This window comes from Serratia proteamaculans (assembly GCF_013337185.1).
Taxonomy (GTDB): Bacteria; Pseudomonadota; Gammaproteobacteria; order Enterobacterales; family Enterobacteriaceae; genus Serratia; species Serratia proteamaculans_D.
This window is the reverse complement of record NZ_SWDE01000001.1, coordinates 1,997,231-2,019,912: the sequence shown is the minus strand read 5'-3', so window position 1 is coordinate 2,019,912 and position 22,682 is coordinate 1,997,231. Positions and strand designations below refer to the sequence as shown.

Genomic DNA, 22,682 nt, shown 5'->3' with positions numbered 1-22,682 from the left:
TAGTGCGCAATATTTAATCAATTCCCTGTGCGATAGCCTGCCATTGGCTAGCGGCGTTGCGTTACACCCCAGCCTGGTCGGTTAATTTGCTGAATTAGCGGACAAATCCATTTATGGCATAGCCTTTGCTTTATAAGACAGGTACCAGGGGTGAGTTTGGGCTTAATTCGTGGAGGGGCAATATGAAGCTGGTGACCGTGGTGATTAAACCATTCAAGCTGGAGGACGTGCGTGAAGCCCTATCCTCTATAGGAATTCAGGGGCTGACCGTAAGCGAAGTAAAAGGCTTTGGTCGCCAGAAGGGGCATGCTGAGCTCTATCGTGGAGCCGAATACAGCGTCAACTTCTTACCTAAGGTAAAAATCGACATCGCTATCGCTGACGATCAGTTGGATGAAGTGGTCGATGTGATCAGTAAAGCGGCCTACACCGGCAAAATCGGTGATGGCAAAATTTTCGTTGCCGAATTGCAACGTGTCATTCGCATTCGCACCGGCGAAACAGACGAAGCAGCACTGTAGTCATTGGCTCAGTAAAGTAATGGGGATGGATTGATAATGAAAAAACTTTTATCCATGTTGGGCCTGAGTACGGTAACCATGGTTCCTTCTTTGGCACTGGCCGCTCCGGCGGTCGCAGACAAGGCGGATAATGCCTTCATGATGATTTGCACCGCTTTGGTGCTGTTCATGACCCTGCCGGGTGTCGCTCTGTTTTACGGTGGTTTGCTGCGTTCCAAAAACGTGCTCTCCATGTTGACCCAGGTCACCGTCACCTTTGCCTTGGTGTGCGTGCTGTGGGTGCTTTATGGCTACAGCCTGGCTTTCAGCGAAGGTAACGCCTTCTTCGGCGGTTTCCAGACGGCGATGCTGAAAGGCATTGGCATCGACAGTGTCACCGGAACCTTTAGCCAGATGATCCACGTGGCGTTCCAGGGTTCGTTCGCCTGTATTACCGTGGCGCTGGTGGTGGGGGGCTTTGCCGAGCGTATCCGCTTCTCTGCGGTGGTGATCTTCGCGGCTATCTGGTTCACCATTTCTTACCTGCCGATTGCCCACATGGTGTGGGGCGGCGGTTTCCTGGCCGCTGACGGCGCGCTGGACTTTGCCGGCGGTACCGTGGTGCACATCAACGCCGCCAGTGCCGGTCTGATTGGCGCTTATCTGTTGGGCAAGCGTGCCGGTTTCGGTAAGGAAGCTTTCAAACCGCACAACCTGCCAATGGTGTTTACCGGGGCTTCCATCCTGTACATCGGCTGGTTTGGCTTTAACGCCGGTTCTGCCAGCGCGGCTAACGGGATTGCGGCACTGGCGTTCCTCAACACCGTGGTGGCCACTGCCGGCGCTATCCTCTCCTGGACCTTTGCCGAGTGGATTGTTCGCGGCAAACCTTCACTGTTGGGCGCCTGTTCCGGCATGATCGCCGGGCTGGTTGCCATCACGCCGGCTGCGGGCACCGTGGGCGTTGGCGGGGCGTTGATTATCGGCCTGATTGGCGGCATCGCCGGTCTGTGGGGCGTGGTCACGCTGAAGAAATGGCTGAAGGTCGATGATACCTGCGACGTGTTCGGTGTGCATGGCGTGTGCGGTATCGTCGGTTGCCTGCTGACCGGGGTATTCACCTCGGCCTCGCTGGGCGGCACTGGCTACGCGGAAGGCGTCACCATGGGCCATCAGGTGTGGATCCAGTTGTTGAGCGTGGTGATCACGCTGGTGTGGTCTGGTGTGGCGGCCTTTATCGCCTTTAAAGTGGCAGGGGCCATCGTCGGTCTGCGCGTCCCGGAAGAGCAGGAACGCGAAGGTCTGGACGTCAACAGCCATGGCGAGAGTGCCTATAACCAATAAGCCTTGAAGAAGGGCAGTGCGCTAAATAATTCGAAAAATAATGATGATGCAGAAAGGGCGATGGAGACATCGCCCTTTTTCTTTGGCTTGCGTTTAGGCTTCGCGCTGGCGGATCACGCCTTCCTGTACCGTGGTGGCAACCAATACGCCGTCACGGGTATAGAATTGACCGCGTACAAATCCACGGGCACCGGAGGCGGAAGTGCTTTCCACCACGTACAGCAGCCAGTCATCCATGCGGAACGGACGGTGGAACCACATTGAGTGATCGATGGTGGCCACCTGCATGCCCGGCTCCAGGAAACCGACGCCGTGTGGCTGCAGCGCCGTCGGCAGGAAGTTGAAGTCGGACGCATAGCCCAGCAGGTACTGATGGATGCGCAGGTCGTCCGGCATGGTGCCGTTGGCGCGGAACCATACGTAGCGGTGTGGATCTTCCACACTGCCTTTCAGCGGATTGTGGAATTTGACCGGACGCATCTCAATCGGCTTCTGACCGATAAACTTCTCACGTACCTTGTCCGGCAACATATGCGACAGCTTTTGGGCAATCTCTGACTCAGACATCAGCCCTTCTGGCGGTGGCACATCGGGCATGGTGTTCTGGTGTTCAAAGCCTTCTTCCGGGCTTTGGAAGGAGGCGGTCATGTAGAAAATCGGTTTGCCGTGTTGAATGGCGCTGACGCGGCGGGCGCTGAAGCTGTTGCCGTCGCGCAGAATTTCCACGTCATAAATGATGGGCTTACTGCTGTCGCCCGGACGCAGGAAATAGCTGTGGAACGAGTGGACGCTGCGCTCCGCAGGCACCGTTTGTTTGGCAGCGTACAGCGCCTGGCCCACCACCTGGCCGCCGAAGACCTGGCGTAACCCCAGATCTTCACTTTGGCCGCGGAACAGCCCTTCTTCAATTTTCTCCAGATCCAGCAGATCGAGGAGGTTTTGCAGTGCCTGGCTCATAAAGTAACTACCCTTTTAATAATCATTTTGCGCAGTGTGCGGAATATCACGGTAAGACGTCAATATATTGCGTTATGGCACAGAGAAAATTGACTGAATGCTGAGCGTTATTAGAGGGCTAAGTGATTAATAGGCAGGACTAAATGGATTTTTCAGTGTTTTGTGCTAAGTTTAATAGGTGCGGTGGTGAAAGCCACCAACATGTTGATAATAAAAAAGGAGAGCGATCCATGAAACTCTGGCAAATCGTAGGTGGAGCAGCAGCATTGACCATCACCCTGGCGGGCTGTGCCCAAAAGAGTGCGAATGTGCCTGTACCAACAGCGGGAAACCCGGCGATTGCGCAAACGCAGATTCAGGGCCCGGCGGTGACTGGCTCGGTTAACATTCGCCAGCGCATCGCGCTGCCGCCGGATGCAGTACTGACCGTCACGCTCTCTGATGCCTCGCTGGCGGATGCTCCGTCTAAAGTCATTGCCCAGCGTGCAGTTCGCACCGAGGGTAAACAGGCACCGTTTAATTTTGTCCTGCCGTACAACCCGGCCGATATTCAGCCTAATGCACGCATCATCCTGAGTGCGGCAATTACGGTAAATGGGCAGATGACCTTTATTACCGATACAATCCAGGAAGTGGTAAACCGTAACGGCACCCGTGCTGACCTGGTAATGGTTCCGGTGCAGGGCATTGCGGTTCAGGCAGCCCCGGCAACCATGCCGTAAGCCGGCAGCACTGAAACAGTAAACCATCAACAGCCTTTGCGCTCCGGCCAAAGGCTGTTTTGTTATTACCAGTGCCAGCCGTAAACCTGCAGATCAACCGTGCTGTGCGTGCCGAAGATAATCCCCTCCTCAAGCAACGCCTGTCGCTGACGCTGGAAGTCCTCTCCCTGCTGTGAAATTTGGCCGTGGCGGTTAATCACCCGATGCCAGGGCAGGCTGCTGCCTTCAGGCAGGCGCCTTAACACGCCGCCGACCTGACGCGCCGCACGCGGCGAGCCAGCCAGCCGTGCCACTTCGCCATAGGTCGTGACCTTGCCATAGGGAATAGCGGCTATTACGTGGAACACGCGTTGGCTGAATGAGGCATCTTCTGGCTCCATTTCTGTTTTCCTGCTGCGGCAAAAACCAAGGATGAAAGTGTGCCACAGTCGAGGTGGGTAAGAAAACAGCGGTTGGCCCCGGTTGGCTTGCTATTTGGCTGGCCATCACCGATAATGCCCACCGCTTCAGAGTACAGAAGCCGTCAATGGGGGCCCTGTTGGTTCTCCCGCAACACTAACTTGTGAACTCGGTCAGATCCGGAAGGAAGCAGCCGTAGCAGGTGACGTGTGTGCCGGGATGTAGCTGGCAGGGCCTCCACCAATTTCAGTAACTGATTGATTTATCAGTTATTAAGTGAGATTTAGTGCATTGGATTCGTAGGTGTCACACTTTTTGTGTATCACTTAGGAAGCTATCTATGTCTCACCTCGTTCTCTCCCGTCACGGCATTGGGTACTACCGCCGAATTTACCTTACAGCTCGAAAACGTCGTGAAATCCGCGTATCACTTTGCACCCTGAAATTACTCTCAACGCACTGCCGGGTAGGAAACTGCTGGTGAGATAGCAGGTTTCTTGGCATTTTCTGGCTGAAACAATCACAAGAACAGCCTCGTGTCGCACCACAGAATATTGTACAGACCCACTGTAACCATTCCTGCTTTCGCACATTAAAATAATGTGTACTTGTGACAATCATCATCATTCCCCCAATGTTTTTTTTTACACATGCACTAAATTTACAGCGTGAAGCACCTTCCCTTCCTTTGCTCAATGATTTCAAGTTTTTCCATTTTACATTTCCTTAGGATAGCTAATGAACAGAATCTATCGTTTGGTATGGAGTCATAACGCAGGATGCATGGTGCCCGTTGCAGAGACGGCAATGTCGAAGGTAGGAGGCAAAGCAAAGTCGTGTCGACGTGGCGCATTACTGGCTGCTGCAATAATGATCATTGGCGGGCAAGGTACGGCATTTGCAGATGATGTGACTTGGTCGCAGGCTTATCCTTCCTATTTATTTCCTACTACGCCGGGTTACAATTTTGACCAGGTTATTGATACAGGGTATGCCTTTTCGATCGACGGCCAACCACTGAGCAAGCATTACGCTGCGGGAACTACGCTTAATATTTTGGGGGCGATCCCTCAGTTCCCTGATTTTACCTCGGGGACCCATGGCGTCAGCGGGACCAGCGTACAGGTGATCAATGCGCTTCCCGATGCCAGCGGACCAGATGCCGGCAGGATTATTACCCTCTCATCAACGGATTCCAACGGGCTGACGCAACCTATTACTTCCGCCAATATAGGCCAGTTTACCTACTCGCCTAACCCGGCTAATCCGCAGCAAAATGAAGAGCTTAACGTCGTGGTTCCAGGGCTGGAAGGTTCCTACCAGATCATCAGTACCTACGATTCTTCTACCTTTGTTTCCGCCGACGATGCCGCCGTTGGAAGTATGCTACTGCCAGTTTACGATCCGAATTCTGTGCGCATCCTGAATGCTTTCGGCATTGTCAGCGTGGGATCCGTTGGCGGGACGGCCAATGTGGACATCGGTGCCAGTACCATCGGCACCACACCGATTGCTGCAGCGGCCAACACGCTGGATCTGTTGGCAAAAAATTCTGTGCTGGCGAAGGCTGACGGCAGTGCGGGCAATGCCAGCACCGTTAACTGGCTTTCGGACAACTACATTCATTTCCGCCCCGCAGCAGTGGTGTCGACCCAGCAACAGAGCGTGACGCAGCAAAGTACGCAATATAACTACAGTCTGACGTTGCCAAACTATGTGGCGACAGGTGACGGCACCAACCACGCCGTGCAACTGGGCACCAAAACCTTCGACATTCAATCCTCCGCAGATATCGCGGATGTGAATGACTACCTGACCGGCCAGGGTGCTTACGCGGGTAAACCGCAGATCCAGTATTGGCTGACGGCCGGGGCGATGGTTAATGGCCAGACGATTGATTCGACCGTCAGAGCGCAGAATACCTATAACGGCATCATCACGGGATTGCTGCAAAAAGCGGACAACACTTCGATTAACCTGACCTATGCGGTTTGGGACGACCAGGGGGCGCACACTAACAATGCCACGCTGGGCACCGGCGATCTGAACGTGATTTATGCCACTGGCGCGAATGCCACGGGGACCGTGACCTCCACCGGTAGCCTGGCGGTAGACGGCGCTTCTGCGGTGATGCGGGCCGACAATGGCGCAGTGATCACCAATAACGGTGCCATTAATGCCTGGCGCAGCAGCGGCAGCAGTCCGTTGCCGGCTGGCATGCTGGCGACGAACGCCACAGCGGTGAACAATGGCGTGCTCAATGCCGGGCTGTTTTTGGAAAAAGACGGCAGTAACCAGAATGTAAATAACGCGGGCAGCGTGGCGATGAGCGGCCTGGGTGCAAGCACCCTGACCAACAACGGTTACATCAATGTGGCGGTGACCGATACGGCGACGGCGCTGGCGACCGGGATCAACGCCGCAGGCACTACGACGGCCACTAACCTCGCTGGTGCTTCCATCGCGCTGGTGGGCAACAGCAATAATGCTAATGGCAAAGCGGGTGGGCACGCGGTTTCCGTGCAGGACGCAGCCACCTTTAGCAACTTTGGCGCCATCACGGTGGGTACTTCGCCGGTGACATCAACCACGCCTGCCTCGGCGGTCAATATGGCTGGCAGTGGCGCATTGACGGCAGGGATTTATTCCACCACCAGCGGAAGTATTACCAACGCGGCCTCGGGCGCGATTTCACTGCTGATTGATACGCGTAATGCGGCGGGTATTTTCAGTAACGGCGGCAGCGGCAGCATCACTAACGACGGTGCTATTAATGTGCTGGGTCAGTTAACCGCCGGTTCTGCGGCGGCTAACTATGGCATGTATATTCAGGATAACGCCGGTGTGGCCACCAATAACGGGGCGATCTATGTCAACGGCGACAATAATATCGCGCTCAATGTGTTGGCGCTCACCACGAATGCCTCGTTGTCATCCACTTCATCCGGTTCCATCATCGTGGGCGCGGCCGGAGATACCGGCGGCAGCGATGGCCAGCCATACACTTACCGCAACTACGCTGTTTATGCCGAAGGCCTGAACGGCAATGCGGCGCAGGTACAGCTCGATTCGAGTATCCGGCTGCTGTCAGCGGGGGCCATCGGCGTACACGCCCGCGGTGACGCGACGATCAACGTCGGTACACCGGCCTCCCTGAGTTTGGAAAACTCACAACAAATCGGTTATTACGCCTACGGTCAGGGAGCCAGCATCAATATCGCCAATGCCCAAATTGATGATAATGCCCAGACCGGGTCGATTTTGTTCGCTGTGGACGGAGGGGCAACCTTTAACGGCACCGCAGGGTCAGCCAGCAATTATGTGCTGAACGTCAGGGGGAATAAATCGACCGGTATCTTCGCCAACGGCGTAGATGACATGAACACCCCGGATCAAAGCGACGACGTCGCCACGGTGATCACTACCGGTAATGCCAAAATCAATGTCTCGGGACAAAATGCCGTGGGGGTGAAAATCAGCGGCGGGGCGACGGGCAACATCAGTAACGGTGCGATCACGCTGGAAGGGAATGACGCTACGGCGGTGCAGATTGATGGCCGTAATTACAACATCGATGCGACTATTGATCCGGTACCGCGCGTCACTACGGTTCTCTCAGATGCCAACATCGGCTCTGTCGCCGGGCAAAGTGGCATTGTGGGTTACGACGTGGCTTATCAGGGTGCACTGACGCTCAATGCCGGTGCTGACATTAATTTGCAGGGCAGCGGCAGTACCGGCGTGCTTCTGCACAATAACGGCAGCGCCATTATTAACTCGAATGTGGCCGTGGATGGCACCGGCAACATTGGTGTGGATATCCAGAATGCCGGCACGCTGACCAACAACGGTGCGATCAGCGTCAGCGGTGCGGCGGGCAGCGGTAACGTCGGGCTGCGGGTGGCAGGCGCGGGTGCGGTAGTCACGCAACTGGGCACGGTCACGGCCAACGGGGGGCTGGCAGCGGTTCAACTGACGGGTAGCGGCGCGTCCCTCACGGTGAACGGCGCGGGGAATCAGATCACCGCCGCTAACGGTGCGGACGGCGTTCGCATCGACAGCACCGGGGCATCCTCCTTTAATGCCGCCAACACCACCATTAACGTCACCGGAACCGGCTCGGGGATCAACAACAACGCCGACTCCAGTAACATCAACCTGAACGCGGTGACGATCAATGCGGGCGATGGCCCGGCGATCCGTACGGCGGTGACCTTCAACGCTGAAGGGACCGGGAATATTCTCAACGTCAATGGTAACGTCAGCGGCAGCGGTTTTGCCTTTATGAAGGCAGACGGCACGCTAACGACCGGTAATCTGACTATTGGTAACGGCTACACCATCAATGGGAATGGCGCGAACAGCGTCGGTATTCTGGCCCGCACCAGCGGCAATGTAACCTCCGGAACCCATATTACGATGGCGGCGACGGCGGGTGCGGCGATTGAAGCCACCAATGCGCAGAGCCTGACGAACAACGGTACCATTGGCACCAGCAGCGACACCGGTAGCACTATTCTGGCGGAGAATACGTCGGCCTTTACCAACAACGGCATCATTAGCTCCTCCAGTACCAGCAATATCAATGCGCTGATCGCCCTCAACGGCACGGCGGCGAACCGTACTATTAATAACACCGGTTCCGTCATCAGCCAGAGCCAGAGTGCGACGGTGATCGATGCGTCCGGCGCGGGCAATAACACCTTGAACAACACCGGCACGCTCAAAGCCGCCAGTTCAAGCGCGCAGGTTATTTTGACCGGCAGCGGCAACGACGTGGTGTCGCTCAATGGCGGTGTGACGCAGGGGGAAATTACCCTCGGTAGCGGCAGTGACAAGTTCAACTGGGCGCAGGGCGAATATGCGGGCGGTGTCACCTTTGCAGGCAACGACGGTAACGACCAGGCGACGATCGGCAACGTAAGCATCGCCGATACCTCGCATATCCTCAGCCAGGGCGGCACCAACAGCACGCTGACGTTTAACGGTACGCATGCGGCCGTCGCACCGGGGACTGCCAACATCGGCTCACTGGCCACGGACGATCTGAGTAAAGGCACCAACATCGGTACCGGCTGGAGCACTCTGACGCTGAACGGTGCAGGTACCGATGTGCGGGTTGTTGATGATCTTACGCTTTCCGGCACACCGATGATTAACATCCTGAACGGGGCCATTTTACGCAGCGGCGTCAGCTCGACCCTCAGCGATGAAATGACCATCCACAATTACAACGTCGCCACTTCGGGCAGCACCAGCCTGTTGTCCTTCGACGGCGTAACGGATCCGACTTACAGCGGCGTGATTTCAGGGACCGGGGGCATGGAATACATCGGCGGCAGCGAACTGATCCTGCTCGGCGCTAACACCTACACCGGCAATACGCTGATCGGCACCGGGTCACAGCTGACGCTGGGCAACGGCGGCACCCAGGGGAGTTTATCGACACAAACCAACATCACTGATAACGGCCTGCTGAGCATCAATCACTCCGACGATGTTGCGCTCAACGGCGTGATTTCCGGCACCGGCGCATTCAGCCAGATCGGAACCGGCGTGACGCGTTTGGGCGCCAACAATACTTACGCAGGGGTGACTACCGTCCAGTTGGGCACATTGCTGATCAACGGCATACAAAGCGGTAGCGGGGCGACATCGGTGCAAAGTGGCGCCGCGCTGGGAGGAAAAGGAACGATTGGCGGCAATGTCACCTTCGCAACGGGGACTACGCTGACGCCAGGTGATAACGCCACCGGTACCCTGACCATCAACGGTGATCTGGTTTTGGCCAGTGACACCAACAGTAAATTCGAGCTGGGACAAGCCTATACGGCGGGCGGTGCGTTAAACGATTTGGTGAATGTCGGCGGCAACCTGACGCTCGATGGTAACCTGAACGCCACGCTGAGTGCCGGCGGCGACTTTCTGCCAGGGGTTTACCGCCTGTTCAACTACGGCGGCACCTTAACGGACAACACGATGGATATTGCGTCGCTGCCGCCAAACGATGCACAGAGCTATGCCATCCAGACCAACCTGGCGAATCAGGTTAACCTGGTGCTGAACTTTGTCGATCCATCCGGTACGTTACAATTCTGGGACGGTGACTCGAACGGCACCAACCATGGTGCCGATGGCGTCAGCGGTAATGGCGTGGTGAATGGTGGCTTTGGTTACTGGGTGGCCAATATCGCCGGTGTCAGCAACAACTGGACGCAAGCGACCGGGAATGGCAATGCGCCATGGGCGCAGGATGCTTTTGCGATATTCCAGGGCTCGGCCAATGAAGTGCGTATCAGCAACATCAACGGCGCGGTGCTGACCTCGGGCATGCAGTTTACTTCAGACGGTTATGTGTTAAACGCTGATCCGCTCAATCCGGGGTCGCAGCTGCAGTTCACCAACACTAATGTGGCGCTGACGCCGGAGAATAACTTTACGGCTCAGGGTGAAACAGCAGCGGATAATTTCTTTGTGATCCGCGTGGGGGACGGCGGTGCGGGTGCCGACGTAACCACCACCATTAATGTGGATCTGGTGCAGGACGCCAGTAACACCAGCGTGACGCGCCTGCTGAAAACTGACCCGGGACGTTTGATCCTCAATGGGGATAACATCATTACCGGTGGGGTGGAAGTGTGGAACGGTACTTTGCAGGTGTCCAAAGACAGCAGTCTGGGAGATGCCGGTACGTCGGTAACCTTGCGTAACCACGCGGCGTTACAGGCCGGGGCTGATTTCATCACCGATCGCCTGATTTTCCTGGCCGGCACTGACGGCGGCACGCTCGATACCTACGGCAATACCTTTACGCCAACCGGCGTGATTGGCGGTACCGGCGCGCTGAAGATCGTGGATACCTCAGCAGGCACCAATAACAGCCAACTGGTGCTGGGTACGGTGAATACCTATCAGGGCGACACCACCCTTGTCGGGAAAAATGGCACGGGCACGCTGAGCGTGAACGCCAATACCACCGGCGCTTTCGGCACCCCGGATAGTCATATTTCACTGACCGATGGGGTATTCCTTAACTTCAATAATACCGCGCAGGCAGAAAGTCATGTCCTTTCTGTGGACGGTTCGACGTTGAATTTCAACGACACGGCCAGTGCGGCACAAAGTACGGTGGTACTGACCGACAACGGCTCGGCGAATTTTGCGGATAACGCGACTGCAGGCAGTGCGGCGATTAACGTGGATGCCACGTCGTTACTGTCGTTGGCGGATGACGCCAGCGGTGGGACATCGGTCACCACCAACCGTGGCCGGGTGACGTTCGCGGGCAATGCGCAGGCGCAAAATGCTCGCATTGATAACCAGGCGGGTGGTCTGGTGACTCTCGCGGCCTCCGCTGGAAACACGGCTATCGGTTCGCTGTCCGGTGCCGGGGATATTCATCTGGGTGCCGCTACGCTGACCGAAGGTAACCTCGGTCTGAACGATGCGATTAGCGGGGTTATCAGCGGTGATAACGGCAGTCTGGTGAAAACCGGTAACGGCACGCTGACGCTCACCGGGGCCAATATTTACACCGGCACCACGACGGCCTCGCAAGGGGTATTGCTGATCAACGGCAACCAGTCTGCCGCCACCGGCGCGGCCAGCGTGAACAGCCTGGCAACCCTTGGCGGGAACGGCACGCTCGGGGGAAGTGTTACCGTGGCTGACAATGGCCATCTGACTCCGGGGGCTGACCTGAACAGCGTCGGGGTGCTGACGATGGGCAGCCTGACGCTGGCCGGCAACGCACAGCTCGATTTCCAGTTTGGTCAGACTTATAACCCGGGCGGGGCGTTCAATGACCTGATCAACGTCAATGGTGACCTGAACCTCGACGGTAAGTTGAACATTACGCAGACCGCGGGCGGCAACTTCGACGTGGGCTTGTACCGGGTGATCAACTACACCGGCGCGCTGACCAATAACATTCTTGAAATAGGTACCGCGCCGGCGGCGGCCGAAGATCTGTATGTGCAGACCTCCATCGCCGGGCAGGTAAACCTGATTAACCGCGCGGGCTACACCATGCGCTTTTGGGATGGTGCAGGCGGCAGCGGCGGTGCACTCAAAAATAATGGCATTATCGACGGCGGCGACGGCATCTGGCAAAACAGCCACGGCAATGACAACTGGACGACGGATCTCACCACCCCGGCCGGTGCGTTTAATACCCCGTTCAGCGATGCGGCCTTTGCGGTGTTTGGCGGTGCAGCGGGTAACGTGACGGTAGACAACAGCCTTGGTGCGGTGACCATCAGCGGGGCGCAGTTTGCCACCCATGGTTATGTCATCAACGACGGCGTAATCACCACCAACACCGCCGATACCCTTCTTCGCGTCGGCGACGGTACGGCAGGAGGGGCGAATTACACCGCGACCATCAACTCGGTGATCAACGGCAGCGGCGGGTTGAACAAATCCGACCTCGGGACGCTGATCCTCAACGGCAACAACCTGTATCAGGGTGGAACGCAAGTCAGCGGCGGTGTGCTGCAGGTTTCCGGCGATCAAAATCTCGGCGCTGCCGATACGGCGATTGGCCTGAATGGCGGTACGCTGCGTTATGGCGCGGCGTTTGATACTGCCCGCAAGATCCAGCTTTCTGGCAGTGGCGGCGGAATTGACACCAATGGCAACGCTGTATCGCTGCTCTCGGCGGTCAGCGGCTCCGGTAACCTGACCAAACTGGGCGAGGGTACCCTGACCCTGACACAAAACAGCACCTTCGACGGGCAAACTACGATCGGTGCCGGGACCCTGCAACTGGGTACTGGCGCGACCACCGGCAGCGTCACGGGGAACATTGTGGACAACGGCCAACTGGTGCTGAACCGCTCTAATTCCCTGCAATTAAACGGCGCGATCTCCGGCACCGGTGATGTGATCCAGCGCGGCACCGGCACCACGGTGCTTAACGGGAGCAACACCTGGAGCGGCATCACGATGGTGGAAAACGGCACGTTGCTGGCGGGAAGTGCAAACAGTTTTAGCCGCCAGTCCAGCCATGTGGTCAGCCTGAACGGGACGCTCGATACCGGCGGACAAGATCAGTCGGTCGCCAACGTGGTGAACCAAGGAACCATTAACTTGCGCGGCGGCGACGTAGGATCGGCTCTGACGGTAAATGGCAATTATGTGGGGATGAACGGTACGCTGAAACTGACTGCCCAGCCGCAAGACGTGGGCACTTCAGACAAACTGGTGATTAACAACGGTTCAGCCACCGGCAGCACTTTGCTGAACATTGACGTCAGTCGGTTGGGTGAACCGACCACGGGTGATGGCATCATGGTGGTAGCGGCACAAAACGGCGCGACCACGACGGCGCAAACCACCAAAAGTGCGTTCACTATCGGTGCCGATAACTTACTGGCCGGAGCATGGCAGTACCAGCTTTACGCCGGTAACGCACAGGGTGCAGGCGAGGACTGGTTTCTGCGTGCGGGTTATCGTCCGGATGTCCCGGGCTTTATCTCTATACCCTCAGTGATACGTCAGGCCGATCTGTTCACGCTGGGGACGTTGCACCAGCGTGTCGGTGATGAACAACCCTGGCAGTCGACGGTGCCTGAAGATCAGGAAGGGCGCTTCTGGGCGCGATATCTGGTGAAAACTATAGATCAACATCTTGATGACCCGACACACAGCCAAAGTCATACACAATATAGTGGCATGCAGGTCGGCGTTGATGTCTATCACGACGATAAATGGCGTTCCGGGGTGTACACCACGGTCATGGATATCGACAGTTCTATCGATGGTCACACCGGAATGGGCAGTGGGGCGGCGTATAACTCGACGCTTTCCACCTACATCGGCGGGTATGCGACCTGGACGGACACCAGCGGCCTGTATGTTGATAACGTGCTGCAATACGGTTATCACTCGGTTGATTTGAAAAACTCGATCGACCACGAAACCTACCATCCGAATGGCAACACCGTCACCGCATCGGTGGAAGTGGGCAGACCGTGGCAGTTAGGAGACAGCAACTGGTCGCTCGAACCGCAGGCGCAGCTGATTTACCAGTGGAGTAATTTTGACAGCGTGGGGCTCAAGGACAACGCCAACACTCAGGTCGACGTGAACGCGGATGACGCCGTTATCGGCCGTCTGGGCGCTCGCCTGGCCGTTGACTACGATACTCAATATGGTCACATTAAGCCTTACGTGCGAGCCAACTTCTGGCAGCAGTTGGCTGACGGGCAGGATGAGACGAAGTACCGCAATACGGCCAGCGGCGCGGGACAGAGCACGGTGCAGTCTAACCAGAAATTCAGTGCCACAGAAGTTGCCGTCGGCGCGACATGGGCATTTACCCATGAAGTGCAGGCGTACACGGAAGTGGGGAAAACCTGGGATAGCGGCGGTGATACCAGTATTGATGCCAATGTTGCGGCGTCGGTGGGGGTAAAAATCCGTTTCTAGCGGCCGGAGCCCCTAGGTTTAGCCGTACCTTATAATAATTTTTAAAGAAGCCGCATCGGACAACGTTGCGGCTTCTTTTTTTCTGTTCTCTGGGGTATTTGGTGATACAAGTTTTCTTTTACCCGCTAGCGCTGAATTTTTTTGGTAAAAACACATATTTCTTAAACTGCGTTTAATATCAGACGCTATACGGAGCGATCATTATTACGGTCGAATGGCATAAGCCTATGCCACTAAGGTGCCTATTAGTGGACATTATATTTATCCCAGAGAAACTGTATGCTTGGAAATTGAACTGTCTGTTGAGAACCGTAATCTATGTTAGATTTGTTTAAAGCCATAGGCCTTGGGTTAATGCTCATACTGCCTTTGGCAAACCCGTTAACTACTGTCGCTCTGTTCTTGGGGTTATCTGGAAACATGAGCCCTGCTGAACGACACCGCCAAGCAATGATGACTTCGTTTTATGTCTTCGCGATTATGCTGGTGACCTATTATGCCGGACAACTCGTAATGGATACCTTTGGGATATCTATTCCCGGACTACGTATCGCGGGCGGATTGATCGTCGCATTTATTGGCTTCCGTATGCTGTTCCCGCTACCTAAGGGCATGGAGTCCAGTAGTATTGCCGAGCAGGAATCAGCGAATAATATCGCTTTTGTTCCATTAGCGATGCCGAGCACGGCTGGGCCGGGTACTATTGCCATGATCATTTCGTCGGCATCCACAGTTAAGCACGGCATAAATTTTCCCGACTGGGTGCTTTGGATCGCCCCGCCAGCCATTTTTATTATCATCGCATTGATACTTTGGGGTTGCCTGCGTAGTTCAGGAACCATTATGCGGATTGTTGGAACTGGCGGTATAGAGGCCATTTCACGCCTGATGGGTTTCTTGTTGGTATGTATGGGCGTTCAATTCCTGATTAATGGTATTTTGGAGATTATTGTTTCCCGAACCTGATCATGCCATTTTCAACGCTGTGTTAATTATTTTTAACTGGAACAATATAATGAATAAAATTTACTTTCTATTGCTACCAAGCCTCTTTATCACAACATCTTCGTTTGCCGACCAGACTAAATGGTATGAACGTCATCAGGAAGCCAGGGATATCCGACAGGATTCTCGAGCTGACGCTCGTGTAGAGAAAAAAGAGTGTTATCGTGACAACGATAAAAGTAATCGTGATTGCCGCCGGGATAAAAAAGATACTAAGCGTGATGGACGCAGAGATTCCAGAGACACGCTTTTCGGGAATTATTCACGCTAAAACTATCGTGATTTCCCTATCGGTTAAAATTAAATAATTTTTGTAATGTATCTGGCTTTCGGGCCAGTTGATACAATGATGATTGTTTATGCTTAATATAAGTTTAAAATACAAATAACCACTAAAAGGACTTTGGTACCTTATCAGATAAAAATGTCAGCACCCCATTTTCTATCGAAATGTATTTCCCTTTCCTTAACTCTGAAAGTACCGCCAAGACACCACTTCTGGACAAACCGGAACGACGAACAATGTAGTTTGTTGTCATAATTCCCTTTCTTTTCTCATCAGTGAATGAATAGATTTCTTTTAGATAGTGCATTATGACTGAGTATCGATCTCTATTCACCAGACTGATGTCTCTGTGGATGAGATAAGACGTGATATGGGATGCAATCTCCAATAAATCCAGCCAAAGATCATGTTTTTTCACTGATGAAATGAAGTCATTGTAATTTACATATCCTAAATTAGTATTTTTGGCCGGTTTGACATAGTAATAAAAATCTTCAACCTCATTGACCATCACCCCCATGATATAAGGCGCTTTTGCCTCAGAAATAAGTAAATTGTCATGTGTGCGAAAACACTCCACGCTGCCCTTTAAGAGAAATATCACGCGAGGGTGGCCATTTAGGCTGATGGGCACCGCTTTACCTGCCGTAATATCCAATGGTTTAATATCATCAATAATACATTCTATTATTCTATTCATGTTCTTTTTAGGCTTCAAACGCTTCACTTTTACTCTCCAAAATTTATTAATATCATAATCTTAGTGGGAAATTCTTAAGTTACAAATAGTCACGGTTAACTTATTGCCTTTTAGCCTCATGACCCTGACACAGAATTTAGAATTGATTGACGATTCTCGCCAGAATAAAAATTTATACATTGTTTTATATGGTTTTTTTGTGGTGGCAGTGAGGTCTGGGAGGTGATTGAATATTTTGGTCGCTGTCATATTGAACTATTGATGATTTCACCCACGGCATCCCTGTGCATGACGCCATTGCTCGCGTCATCAGCTGCGTTCACCTCATACCCTTCAAAGCGCCTTCATCCAGCGGATGCAGCAGACTCAGGAACTGCCCGTGTGGCCGGAACTGAAAAGACGGCGTGCAGCAACGGACTCAGCTTACCTGGGTAAAATCATCAATGGTTAAAAAACATTCACGCTCCTGTTATGGAGTTCCATACAGTTGTCCGTGGGCATTTTTATAAATTAACACCTTAATTATTCCATCCCCCAGCCATGGTCGTGGTTTAATCAGCTGAATTTGAATTGATAAGTGGATTTTTATTTTTAAGCTTAATAGGTAGCTGAATGTTCTGCTTATTTATTATTATTCCCCGCTAATTTAGATTATTCATCCATTGTGTTTTTTATTTCTCGTCTTATCGACCTGAATATTTTTTTAATGTTTGGCTCGTGTTGCAACCTTGAATTTATGTGGCTTACTATATTAATGCATACTTTATGCAATAATTTACTTTGGCACATTCTATAAAGGGCTTTCTCATGACTAATAAATTAATTATCTCTGCCGTGCTTTTAGCAACCAGCTTTAGTGTTTTCGCCGCTAAAGAAATCCGAACGTCTGAGATGGCAAGCATGAAGGAGAAAATAGGGGTGATATCTGTTGATGTTCGCGGAGGGACAATTGATGAGGCTCTCAGGGCTGTATCTAAAGAAGCCGATGAAAAAGGTGCGTCTTATTTCCATATCACTTCAATTGGTAACAGTGGGATGGGGTCAGATGTTTCAGCAACAGCTGAGATATACAAATAATAGCATTTAACTCAAACTTTGAAATGATATAGGTGTAGTATTGAAAAAATACATTCAATGGCGCCAGCAATTAATTGGCTGGCGACTATTTTTTATTTTTTACTTTACTTTGCTTGCCTTTAATTTTCTGATTTTTTTTAAGTTTGTGTATTCTTAAGTTTATGTTCGGGAAAACAGTGATATACCGGTGTTTAATATAATAAAAAGTAAATAGAAATTCAATGGGCATTTATTTCGTAGCAGCAGTTGCCATCCGGGAATCTCGTTCTTTTCCTTTACCCAAACCGGCTCTTCAACCGGATGGCTGCACCTACTCACTGGCGCTGATCATTTGCTGGCGATGCTCGCCCCCGGGGCATATCCGTGCAGTGCGCAGTCTGGTTAGTCAGCACTGTTATTTAAATATCTAAGGAGATCACTATGTCTGTATCCGACCCCGACACGGTTCATTTTGGTGATGTGAGGATTAAAATTCTGAGCAATAGCAAGGAGTTGACGGTTTCTGAACTGTATTTGCCGGCCGGCGCAGTGGCCGGCGTTCATCAGCATCCACATGAAGAGGTGAATTACGTGGTATCCGGCACGCTGGATTTCATGTGTAACGGGAAAACAACTACATTGAAGGCAGGGGACTCAATACGTATTCCTCCGAATAAACCACACAACATTACCTGTTTGGCAGATTCCGCTGCCACGGTGCTCAGTGTCTGGACTCCATCTCGTCAGGATCTCATCAGTAAGCTGTATATTAACTGAAATATGCATCACTGAATAAATAAAGCCGTACTCAGTGACATCAGGATACGCCAGTGTTTTTTCATAAGTCCGCACTGCGGAAATTATGAAATGACGCATACTCTTTGTGAGACATCCCACCCTTGGCATTTTTACCCGGAGCGTACCCGATGAATATCAGATCTAAATTGGTTTTAGTGACACTGGCTATGATGATGGTAACACCCAACGCGCTGGCTGCGTGCGATGCGCATAAAGCGGCGCGTAATGCGGCAATGGATGCCACTGTAGGGGTGTCCGGGGGTTGTAATGCCAAAAAGGCCACTAAAAATGCAGTCAGTGACAACCTCAATGTTGGGGACAAAAAAGATAATGTCACTGAAAAGAAAGACAATGTAAAAAGCGGCGTCTCCGATGCCCGTGATACATCCAAAAAAGTGAAGGATGCTGTTGACGGTAAATGAGTGATGCTCCCTCAGCCCGAAGTTCTCCAATTTCGGGCTGATCAACCAAAGTGTTCACTGGATATGCTCATTCGGATTACTGGCACTACCCTGTCAATTTTTCTGCTCTTGGGTTGTTCTGAATGTTGCTTTTCTGCCGGTGACGTTAAAACCAACGAAAATTTTGTTTTAAAAACCTAAGTCCATTTAAACCAGGAGAATTTATGAAGGATCAAGAACCCGATAAGCTACGTCGTTTATTAGTGAAAATCCCCTTGCTGGCCCCTTTGCTATCAACGCTTCCCGCCTCTGCAAATGAAAAACTGATATCGTCGCTTAGCGAAACTAAATCCTTGAGCGGGATCCCAGAAAGCGGGAAAACGCTGCTGCTAAAAAATGCCGATATGGTTGTCACTATGGATAAAGACCGACGGGAAATTAAAAACGGATGCGTCTTTATCAAGGACAACATCATCGTCGCCGTCGGAACTGAAAATGATGTGCCTCAAACAGCAGACCGGGTTATCAATCTTAAAGGGCATATTGTTATTCCTGGCCTGATTAATACTCACCATCATATGTATCAGAGTTTGACCCGCGTTATCCCAGCCGCTCAGGATGGCGAATTGTTCACCTGGCTGAAGTCGCTCTATCCCATCTGGGAAAAACTTACCCCGGACATGATGAAGGTGGCGACGAAAACGGCGATGGCGGAGCTGTTACTCTCCGGTTGCACCACTTCCAGCGACCACCAGTATGTTTACCCGAATGGCATTAAACTCGATCACAGCATCGAAGCCGCTCAGCAAATGGGCATGCGCTTCCATGCCTGCCGTGGCAGCATGAGCGTGGGGCAAAAGCAGGGGGGGTTACCGCCGGACTCCATTGTTGAGGATGAAAAATTTATCCTCAAAGACACGCAACGTGTGATTGAGCAATTTCATAATGCCGAGCGCGGAGCCATGGTCCGTATTGTTGTCGCGCCTTGTTCACCATTCTCGGTGAGTGAAGGGCTGATGCGTGATTCTGCGAAGCTGGCACGGGCGCACGGTGTTTCGTTGCATACCCATTTGGCGGAGAACGTCAGTGATATTGAGTACAGCAAAAAAACCTTCAATAAAACGCCAGCCCAATATGTGGAAGACCTTGAGTGGGTCGGCCACGACGTATGGCATGCCCACTGTGTGAAGCTTGATGACTATGGTATGAAACTGTTTGCCCGCACGGGAACCGGCGTGGCGCATTGTCCTTGTTCTAATATGCGTCTGGGGTCCGGCATTGCGCCCGTTCGTCATATGCTGGATGCGGGGATGCATGTTGGGCTCGGTGTCGATGGTTCTGCCTCTAACGACAGTTCGGACATGATAGCGGAAGTGCGCCAGGCGCTGTTACTTCAGCGCGTGGGTTTTGGGCCGCAAGCGCTGACGGCCCGTGAGGCGCTGGAAATTGCCACACTGGGGGGCGCGAAGAACCTGAACCGTGATGATATTGGTGCGCTGGCGCCGGGCATGATGGCGGATATTGCGGTATTCAGCCTGAATGGCATTGGCCTTGCCGGTGCGCAGCATGATCCGGTTTCGGCACTGGTGTTTTGTAACCCTGGCAAGGTGGCGTACAGCATCGTTAATGGCCGTATCGTAGTCGAAGACGGTAAAGTGACTACTGCGGACGTGCCTGTGATTATTGAGCAACATAACCGTTTTGCACACCAACTGGTAGCAGGTTAATTCGGGTAAGTCACGCAGACGCGTGGCTTATTAATTGTCATAACCGTAGTTCATCGATATTGTTGCTCTATTTGGCTTTTTTATATAAGCCTGGTGCAAATCAGGTTAATCGCATTTTTAGCTTTTTCTATAGCATCGATCATGTCAGCATCTTTTGCTGATGAATGATGATAGTGTAAATAGCAATCAAATCTCATTTTTAACTCTTTTGGCACTTCAAAAATTTGTATGTCAAAATTAGCCTCGATAAATGAAGCCAATTCTTTAGGGAAAATCATTACATCATCCGATAAACTGCATAAAACAACCATGTTAAGAGAGCTACTTGAAACCACAGAAATACTTCGGTTGTTGATTAACTCATTGAATCTATTGGCATGCCTGACATCATGACCGACCAGGCTCATATCACGAGACCAAACAATATGGTTGCTCTCATGCCAATTTTTCATGGTGAATTTATCTTTAATAACAGGGTGATGCTTTCTTGCAATGATAGCGATATCGCTCGATATAAAATCAATCTGAATGATGTTTTTGTTAGGGGGTAACTTTGAACCTATATCTATATCAACTTCCTTGTTTAATAATCGATTTAATCTTGAGGTTTCATCGACATCGGGTGAAGTGAATTGCACCATGGACTTTATGGCTTCGGTACTTCTAAATGATGTAGAAAGGGCTAGTTCAATTAATGAATAGGTGCTAATGGTAATGCTGCGTTTATATGATGTAAGTATTTCCTTTTTTAATGGCATCTCATTCATTACGCTAACATAACGTTCACTGAGTGTCTTTGCTATGCCATCCGGGATCATGCCTCTTCGGGTGCGGCTGAAAAGATTCGACCCTGTTAGTTGTCTTGTTTTTTTTATGTAATAACTCACGGTGCCCGGCGAAACACCCATTAACTCAGCTGTTTTCGTCACACTTCCGCAGGTGGTCAATATATGTATGACTTTTAGTGATTTTAAATCTATAGAGTTGTCCATTTTTTCTCTAAAGTTGAACTGTGGATTATCTAATAGGAAATGGGGTAACTGATTACCCCATTTGGTGATTTAAAATAAACAGACTTTGATGAGGTGGTTTACTTATAATCTATATTGAATGTCACTTTCGTATTTGCGGTGCCCGGGGTGACGATGCTGCCTGTTTGGAAATAACGCGCAGCCAGTGGGATACTGATATTGCTTCTGCCATCTTGCGGTGTAGGAACATCCCAGGATGCACCCGACTGCCAAATGGTGGTTGGTGCCGTCGCCTGTGCGGTCAGGTTGTTCGGGGTGTAACCCAGTTGCAGCCCCACGCCTGTGGCTGGGGCGCCGCTGGTATCCAGCGCAATAACCCCATTGGCGTTGTCAACCACCGAGGTGGTCGGAGTTAAGGAAACGGTAAAGATATTGCCGGTACGGGTGGTGCCCGTGGCCGCCCCCGTACGTGTCGTTACCTGATAATTATTGAGATCGAAATAGCCTGAGAATGTCGGGCAGTTAGACAGTTGTATGGATGAGTCTACCCAGGGGGTGGTGGAGCCGGCACCGCTAAAGTGATCCATGGTGTCATAGCTGCCCATATTGACATTGACATCCGGGGTGGTGCAGGTCGAGGTAATAAAATTTACTGAACCTGAGAAGTTTGTCATGGCCACTGTAGCGGGTAATCCGGTATAGCCAGGGGTAGCGGGAATATAGAACTTCATCGTTGGAAATGAGCCAGCATTGACCACCGCCCCAGAGGCGATGGGGCCGGTTTTAATCAGGGATATATCGAATGTGTAGGAACCACCAATATCGCCAGCGGTGCCGTTATCAAAAGTAGAGCCTTGAAGGGGGGCGCCTGCAGAGAACGAATTCCCTGCCTTCCAAAAAGCGATGCCGACACCGGGGACATTGGTCGGATACACCAGCCCGCTGCCATTCTGAAAACCAACGAGTCCCGTCATACTTGTCGGAGGACCCAGCGGTTCAGTCGCGATGCCATAATAGAAGGTTACCGAAAAAGGGGCATCGCAATTTACCCCAGCAACGCCATTTGAAGTTACCTGATTACGATAAATAGTGCTGCCTACCGGTATATCGTTACCGGCGTAAGATGCGGGGATATTTATCGCCGACGTCGCGTTAATTGCCGGATAGACAGTAGAAGGCTGACAATTAATCGCAGCCAGGGCGCTTTGGGTATGCAACAGCCCTGAAATTATCAGCAGTAACATAGCCCACAGGTAACCTGGTGACGTAAATGGCGCTCGTGTTGGCCATAAATTTTTCATAAAAACATCCTATTTCACCCTGTCGTTATGCAAGGCTTTCTGAGTTAGTAGGTAGCTACCTGGCGTTAAAGTTGGATCCATCCA

The 22,682-nt window shown here is 52.1% G+C and carries 15 protein-coding genes, 1 other RNA gene and 1 pseudogene; 12 read left to right on the top strand and 5 right to left on the bottom strand.

Going from position 1 to position 22,682, the window contains the following annotated elements; all coding sequences use genetic code 11:
* The first annotated feature begins 182 nt into the window (after nt 1-182).
* Nucleotides 183-521: a P-II family nitrogen regulator gene (glnK, locus tag FCL49_RS09460; RefSeq protein WP_003850469.1), complete on the top strand. Its 339-nt coding sequence runs from the start codon at nt 183-185 to the stop codon at nt 519-521.
* 36 nt (nt 522-557) lie between these two features.
* The gene (gene amtB, locus FCL49_RS09455) at nt 558-1,844 is read left to right on the top strand and encodes an ammonium transporter AmtB (protein ID WP_174353303.1); all 1,287 of its coding nucleotides are present in this window, start codon (nt 558-560) and stop codon (nt 1,842-1,844) included.
* A 93-nt stretch (nt 1,845-1,937) separates the two neighbouring features.
* Here amtB and tesB read toward each other — a convergent pair whose 3' ends face one another.
* Nucleotides 1,938-2,801: an acyl-CoA thioesterase II gene (tesB, locus tag FCL49_RS09450; RefSeq protein ID WP_174353302.1), complete on the bottom strand. Its 864-nt coding sequence runs from the start codon at nt 2,799-2,801 to the stop codon at nt 1,938-1,940.
* A gap of 230 nt (nt 2,802-3,031) precedes the next feature.
* On the opposite strand from tesB, the gene FCL49_RS09445 reads away from it, so the two are divergent.
* Nucleotides 3,032-3,523: a YbaY family lipoprotein gene (locus tag FCL49_RS09445; RefSeq protein WP_174353301.1), complete on the top strand. Its 492-nt coding sequence runs from the start codon at nt 3,032-3,034 to the stop codon at nt 3,521-3,523.
* A 65-nt stretch (nt 3,524-3,588) separates the two neighbouring features.
* On the opposite strand, the gene FCL49_RS09440 is transcribed toward FCL49_RS09445, so the two are convergent.
* Nucleotides 3,589-3,903, bottom strand: coding sequence for an MGMT family protein (locus FCL49_RS09440; RefSeq protein WP_174353300.1), 315 nt, complete (start codon nt 3,901-3,903; stop codon nt 3,589-3,591).
* 156 nt (nt 3,904-4,059) lie between these two features.
* Between FCL49_RS09440 and ffs the strand changes: the two genes are divergently transcribed.
* The 4 genes from ffs (at nt 4,060) to FCL49_RS09420 (ending at nt 15,629) form a co-directional block, all read left to right on the top strand.
* An RNA gene (gene ffs / locus FCL49_RS09435) (signal recognition particle sRNA small type) lies at nt 4,060-4,156 on the top strand.
* A gap of 504 nt (nt 4,157-4,660) precedes the next feature.
* Entirely contained in the window at nt 4,661-14,353 is a 9,693-nt protein-coding gene (locus FCL49_RS09430) for an autotransporter-associated beta strand repeat-containing protein (protein WP_174353299.1), read from the top strand.
* 318 nt (nt 14,354-14,671) lie between these two features.
* Nucleotides 14,672-15,319 carry a MarC family NAAT transporter gene (locus FCL49_RS09425; protein ID WP_174353298.1) on the top strand — a complete coding sequence of 216 codons (648 nt, stop codon included), beginning with the start codon at nt 14,672-14,674 and terminating at the stop codon, nt 15,317-15,319.
* 49 nt (nt 15,320-15,368) lie between these two features.
* Entirely contained in the window at nt 15,369-15,629 is a 261-nt protein-coding gene (locus tag FCL49_RS09420; RefSeq protein WP_174353297.1) for a hypothetical protein, read from the top strand.
* A 121-nt stretch (nt 15,630-15,750) separates the two neighbouring features.
* On the opposite strand, the gene FCL49_RS09415 is transcribed toward FCL49_RS09420, so the two are convergent.
* The gene (locus FCL49_RS09415; RefSeq protein WP_174353296.1) at nt 15,751-16,371 is read right to left on the bottom strand and encodes a helix-turn-helix domain-containing protein; all 621 of its coding nucleotides are present in this window, start codon (nt 16,369-16,371) and stop codon (nt 15,751-15,753) included.
* Between the two features lie 177 nt (nt 16,372-16,548).
* Between FCL49_RS09415 and FCL49_RS24670 the strand changes: the two are divergent.
* The 5 genes and pseudogenes from FCL49_RS24670 to FCL49_RS09395 form a co-directional block, all read left to right on the top strand.
* Nucleotides 16,549-16,664 (top strand): annotated as a pseudogene (locus FCL49_RS24670) (ISAs1 family transposase); the annotation flags it as partial.
* A 487-nt stretch (nt 16,665-17,151) separates the two neighbouring features.
* The gene (locus tag FCL49_RS09410; protein ID WP_174353295.1) at nt 17,152-17,421 is read left to right on the top strand and encodes a DUF1471 domain-containing protein; all 270 of its coding nucleotides are present in this window, start codon (nt 17,152-17,154) and stop codon (nt 17,419-17,421) included.
* 420 nt (nt 17,422-17,841) lie between these two features.
* Nucleotides 17,842-18,177, top strand: a complete 336-nt coding sequence (locus FCL49_RS09405) for a cupin domain-containing protein (RefSeq protein ID WP_174353294.1) — start codon at nt 17,842-17,844, stop codon at nt 18,175-18,177.
* A gap of 149 nt (nt 18,178-18,326) precedes the next feature.
* A complete protein-coding gene (locus FCL49_RS09400) occupies nt 18,327-18,620 on the top strand; it encodes a hypothetical protein (RefSeq protein ID WP_174353293.1) in 294 nt (97 codons plus the stop codon).
* Between the two features lie 203 nt (nt 18,621-18,823).
* Entirely contained in the window at nt 18,824-20,326 is a 1,503-nt protein-coding gene (locus FCL49_RS09395; protein ID WP_174353292.1) for an 8-oxoguanine deaminase, read from the top strand.
* Between the two features lie 80 nt (nt 20,327-20,406).
* Here the strand turns inward: FCL49_RS09395 and FCL49_RS09390 are convergent, their stop codons facing one another.
* Nucleotides 20,407-21,318, bottom strand: coding sequence for a LysR family transcriptional regulator (locus tag FCL49_RS09390; protein WP_174353291.1), 912 nt, complete (start codon nt 21,316-21,318; stop codon nt 20,407-20,409).
* 98 nt (nt 21,319-21,416) lie between these two features.
* Nucleotides 21,417-22,598, bottom strand: a complete 1,182-nt coding sequence (locus tag FCL49_RS09385; RefSeq protein ID WP_174353290.1) for a fimbrial protein — start codon at nt 22,596-22,598, stop codon at nt 21,417-21,419.
* Nucleotides 22,599-22,682: the final 84 nt, after the last annotated feature.